The sequence below is a fragment of the Kitasatospora sp. NPDC024654 genome (genome assembly GCF_055559155.1).
In genome coordinates this window covers 67,035-70,981 of record NZ_JBVHLF010000016.1, presented here as the reverse complement: position 1 = coordinate 70,981, position 3,947 = coordinate 67,035, and the positions used below count along the sequence as shown (strand labels likewise).

Below are 3,947 nucleotides of genomic sequence, written 5' to 3'. Positions count from 1 at the left end.
CTCCTCCCTAACCTCCCCCCCTCTCCCCCCCCCCCCCCCCCCCCCCCCCCCCCCCCCCCCCCCCCCCCCCCCCCCCCCCCCCCCCCCCCCCCCCCCCCCACGGCCGGTGTCAGCCCAGCGCGCGGGCCAGGTCGGCGACCAGGTCGTCCGCCGACTCGATGCCCACCGACAGCCGGACCAGGTCGGACGGCACCTCCAGCAGCGAACCGGCCACCGAGGCGTGGGTCATCCGGCCCGGGTGCTCGATCAGCGACTCCACGCCGCCCAGCGACTCGCCGAGGGTGAACAGCTGGGCCCGGTTGCAGACCTCCACCGCCGCCTCCTCGCCGCCCTCGACCCGGAACGAGACCATCCCGCCGAAGGCCTTCATCTGCTTGGCGGCCACCTCGTGGTTCGGGTGCCCGACCAGGCCCGGGTAGTAGATCTGGGTGACCCGCGGGTGCCGGCTCAGCAGCGCCACCAGCTGCTCGGCGTTGGCGGTGTGGCGGTCCATCCGGACGCCCAGCGTCTTGATCCCGCGCAGCACCAGCCAGGCGTCGAACGGGCCGGCCACCGCGCCCATCGCGTTCTGGTGGTAGGCCAGCCGCTCGCCCAGCTCGGCGTCGGCCGCCACCAGCGCGCCGCCCACCACGTCGGAGTGGCCGCCCATGTACTTGGTGGTCGAGTGCACCACCACGTCCGCGCCGAGCGCCAGCGGCTGCTGCAGGTACGGGCTGGCGAAGGTGTTGTCCACCACCAGCAGCGCGCCCGCCGCGTGCGCGATCTGGGCGACCGCGGCGATGTCGGTGATGCCGAGCAGCGGGTTGCTCGGGGTCTCGACCCAGACCGCCTTGGTGGTGGCCCTGATCTTCTCCCGGACCTTCTCCGGGTGCTGGGTGTCGGCGACGTCGTACTCGATGCCCCAGCGGGTCAGCACCTTGTCGAACAGTCGGAAGGTGCCGCCGTAGGCGTCGTTCGGGATCACGATGTGGTCGCCCGGCTGGAGGATGGTCCGCAGCAGGGTGTCCTCGGCCGCCAGGCCGGAGGCGAAGGCGAGCCCGCGCCGGCCGCCCTCCAGCGCCGCGAGGCACTCCTCCAGCGCGGTCCGGGTGGGGTTGGCCGAACGGCTGTACTCGTAGCCGCCGCGCAGGCCGCCCACGCCGTCCTGCTTGTAGGTGGAGACCTGGTAGATCGGAGGGACGACGGCCCCGGTCCGGGGGTCTGCTTCCTGACCCGCGTGGATGGCGATGGTCTCGAAGCCCTGGGAAGGCTGGTGCTGGTGGTCAGTCATGGCACCCGAGCGTAGTGGCAGGGCCGGAATCCGGTGGCCTCGCGAAGCGTTCTCCCGACATGTTCTTCCACCGCGCCAAGACCGAGCCCGTCCCCGCCGACCGCGCGCTGCCCGGCCGCGCGGCGCCCGCCTTCGTCCTCACCGAGCCGCACACCGTCCTCGGCACCCCGCTCACCGGCCCCTACCCGGCCGGCCTGGAGGTCGCCGACTTCGGCCTGGGCTGCTTCTGGGGCGCCGAACGGACGTTCTGGCAGCTGCCGGGCGTGTGGACCACGCTGGTCGGCTACCAGGGCGGCCACACCCCCAACCCGACGTACGAGGAGGTCTGCACCGGGCAGACCGGGCACACCGAGGCGGTCCGGGTGGTCTTCGACCCGGCCGTGATCTCCTACGCCACCCTGCTCAAGACCTTCTGGGAGGCGCACGACCCGACCCAGGGCCACCGGCAGGGCAACGACGTCGGCACCCAGTACCGCTCCGCCGTCTACACCCACTCCGCCGCCCAGCAGGCCGCCGCCGAATCCTCCCGGGACGCCTTCCAGCCCGCCCTCACCGCCATCGGCCTGGGCCCGATCACCACCGAGATCGCCCCCGCCGGCCCCTTCCACCCGGCCGAGCCCTACCACCAGCAGTACCTCTCCGACGCCAAGAACCCCGACGGCTACTGCGGCCTCGGCGGCACCGGCGCCAGCTGCCCGATCGGCGTCGCCAGGACGGACGGCTGACCGGGCAGGGCCGCCGCCCGCCCGCACCTGCGCCCCGCCCGGGCGGATAGGGGCGTCAGAGGGCACTGCCGGCCTGCCAGGTGGGCCAGGGGATGTTCCAGTCGCTCAGGCCGTTGGCCGGGTCGACGGTGCGCTCGCCGGAGTTGACCACCTCGACCACGTCGCCGATGACGGAGCTGGCGAAGAACCTCGCGGCGTCGGTGGTCGGGTCGCCGGCGCCCTTGACGTCGCGCAGGGCCACGCAGCCGTGGCTGGTGTTGGCCGTGCCGAAGGCGGCGGCGGGCGACCAGTAGTTGCCGTGCACGAAGGTGCCGGAGGTGGTCAGCCGCTGGGCGTGCGGGACGTCGGGGATGGCGTACTCGTTGCCCAGGCCGACCGTGGTGGAGTCCATCTTGGTCTGCTGGTACTGCTCGGAGATCACCATCCGGCCGGCCCAGGTGCGGTGGTCCGGGGCCCCGCCGATCACCTTGTAGACCGCGCTGACCTTGCCGTCGGTGGTCACCGTCAGGGTGCCGGCCCGCAGGTCGGCCAGGCTGGTCTGGCTGCGGCCGACGGTGAAGACGACGTCCTTCTCCTGGGTGCCGAAGCGGCCGGGGGCGCCCTCGACGTCCTTGAGCCGCAGCCGGAGGGTGACCCTGCTGCCCGGGGCCCAGTACTGCTCCGGGCGGAAGTCCAGCCGGGTGCTGGAGTACCAGTACCCGACGACCTCCACGTCCGGCACGGCCCGCACGGTGATCGCCTGCTCGACGGCCTTGCGGTCGGTGATCGGGGTGTTGAAGGTGATCGAGACCGGCATGCCCACCCCGACCGTGGCGCCGTGCTCCGGGGTGAAGTAGCCGACGAAGCTGTGCGCCGGGGCCACCGTGGTGAACGCGGTGTTGGCGGCGGCCTGCTGCTTGTTCCGGTCCACCGCGAGGACCGCCACGGTGTACCTGGTGGCGCTCGTCAACGGGTCGGTGCTGGACCAGCTCCGCCCGTCGGGCGCGAGCCTGCCGGCCACCGGGTGTCCGGCCGAGTCGGTGACCCGGACCGAGGTGAGCGTGCCGTCGGCCGCGCCGACCGTGACGGGGGTGTCGAAGGGGGCGTTGGCGGTGCCGTCGGCCGGCGAGACGGTGATCCGCACGACCGAGGTCCCCGGCGAGCCCCCGGCGCCGCCGGCCGCCGATCCGCCGCCCCCGCCGTCCTCGCACGCCGCCAGCAGCAGGACCGGTGCCCCGATCAGCCCGGCCACCACCCCGCGCCGACTCCAGTCCCGGCCCCCGTCGTCCCGCTCCGCTGTCACGTCACGCTCTCCCTGCGAAGAGATTCAGATCACATGCGATCGTACGAGAACCGGAGATAGTGCGCCAAAAATGGACATACCGCCCAGCCAGCAGGCGGTGGGCGGTATGTGCGACGGGGTGGGCCCCTCAGGTCGAGCGGGCGACGGACGATCGGGGGCCGGTTACTCGACCTCGAACTCGTAGCTGTCGTCCTCGGGGTCGAAGGCGGTCTGCGCGGACTCCCAGGTCGCCTGCGCCAGCTCGACACCCGGGACGTCGCCGAGCAGCGCGACCGGGTCGATGAAGTGGGCGAGCGAGCCGGACGGGTCGACCTCGATGGCCTCGACCGACTGGGCGCGCTCCTCGTCGTCGAGGTACTCGTCCGCGTCGACCTGGGCGAGCGCGGCGGCCTTGAGCGCCTCCTCGTCGGTGATCTCGGCGATCAGCTCGATGCTGAGGCGGACGTAGCGGGGAGTGTCGGAAGCTTCGGTGCTGGTCATGGGGCGAGCGTAGGGGAGAACCCGGCCGGCTGCCCAACGCCCTGCCCCGTGGGCTGCGCGGGGCGGGCCCCGCACGCCCGGACCCACCCCCCCCCCCCCCCCCCCCCACCACCCCCCAGGACGCGTGGTGAGAGCCGTGGCAGAGCGGGGGGGGTGGGGAGCAGTGGTCGCCCGGTAGCAGGCAGGGTAA

At 73.4% G+C, this 3,947-nt stretch carries 4 protein-coding genes; 1 reads left to right on the top strand and 3 read right to left on the bottom strand.

The features are described 5' to 3' along the window. Nucleotides 1-109 precede the first annotated feature (109 nt). Nucleotides 110-1,270: a cystathionine gamma-synthase gene (locus ACZ38L_RS12850; RefSeq protein ID WP_465692110.1), complete on the bottom strand. Its 1,161-nt coding sequence runs from the start codon at nucleotides 1,268-1,270 to the stop codon at nucleotides 110-112. 59 nt (nucleotides 1,271-1,329) lie between these two features. Here ACZ38L_RS12850 and msrA point away from each other — a divergent pair, with 59 nt between their 5' ends. Beyond that, nucleotides 1,330-1,995, top strand: coding sequence for a peptide-methionine (S)-S-oxide reductase MsrA (msrA, locus tag ACZ38L_RS12845; protein ID WP_465692108.1), 666 nt, complete (start codon nucleotides 1,330-1,332; stop codon nucleotides 1,993-1,995). Nucleotides 1,996-2,050: 55 nt separating this feature from the next. Here the strand turns inward: msrA and ACZ38L_RS12840 are convergent, their stop codons facing one another. Next, entirely contained in the window at nucleotides 2,051-3,277 is a 1,227-nt protein-coding gene (locus ACZ38L_RS12840) for a L,D-transpeptidase (RefSeq protein WP_465692106.1), read from the bottom strand. Between the two features lie 162 nt (nucleotides 3,278-3,439). Then, a complete protein-coding gene (locus ACZ38L_RS12835; RefSeq protein ID WP_396557990.1) occupies nucleotides 3,440-3,757 on the bottom strand; it encodes a hypothetical protein in 318 nt (105 codons plus the stop codon). Between the last annotated feature and the right edge of the window lie 190 nt (nucleotides 3,758-3,947).

Coding starts and splice junctions, on each gene's coding strand:
- ACZ38L_RS12850 (WP_465692110.1), bottom strand. CDS start 1,270: ATGACTGACCACCAGCACCAGCCTTCCCAGGGCTTCGAGACCATCGCC.
- ACZ38L_RS12835 (WP_396557990.1), bottom strand. CDS start 3,757: ATGACCAGCACCGAAGCTTCCGACACTCCCCGCTACGTCCGCCTCAGC.
- msrA (WP_465692108.1), top strand. CDS start 1,330: ATGTTCTTCCACCGCGCCAAGACCGAGCCCGTCCCCGCCGACCGCGCG.